We start from the raw sequence: 352 nt of genomic DNA on the forward strand, positions 1-352 counted from the left end.
TGTCGGCGGAGCAGATTGCGTATGTTGCTCAGTTGCAGCGTTCCGGCGATGAAGCCGGGGCATTGCAGGCGGCGAACGAGGCCGCAACGAAAGGGTTTGATGACCAGACCCGCCGCCTGAAAGAGAACATGGGCACGCTGGAGACCTGGGCAGACAGGACTGCGCGGGCATTCAAATCCATGTGGGATGCGGTGCTTGATATTGGTCGTCCTGATACCGCGCAGGAGATGCTGATTAAGGCAGAGGCTGCGTATAAGAAAGCAGACGACATCTGGAATCTGCGCAAGGATGATTATTTTGTTAACGATGAAGCGCGGGCGCGTTACTGGGATGATCGTGAAAAGGCCCGTCT

The 352-nt window shown here is 56.2% G+C and carries 1 protein-coding gene; it reads left to right on the forward strand.

Annotation, left to right across the window (positions count from 1 at the left end):
* Positions 1-352: phage tail tape measure protein (locus tag JEM65_RS22015; protein ID WP_199603911.1), on the forward strand; the 352-nt coding region annotated here is incomplete at both ends.

The sequence above is a fragment of the Gelidibacter salicanalis genome (assembly GCF_016469035.1).
Lineage (GTDB): Bacteria > Bacteroidota > Bacteroidia > Flavobacteriales > Flavobacteriaceae > Gelidibacter > Gelidibacter salicanalis_A.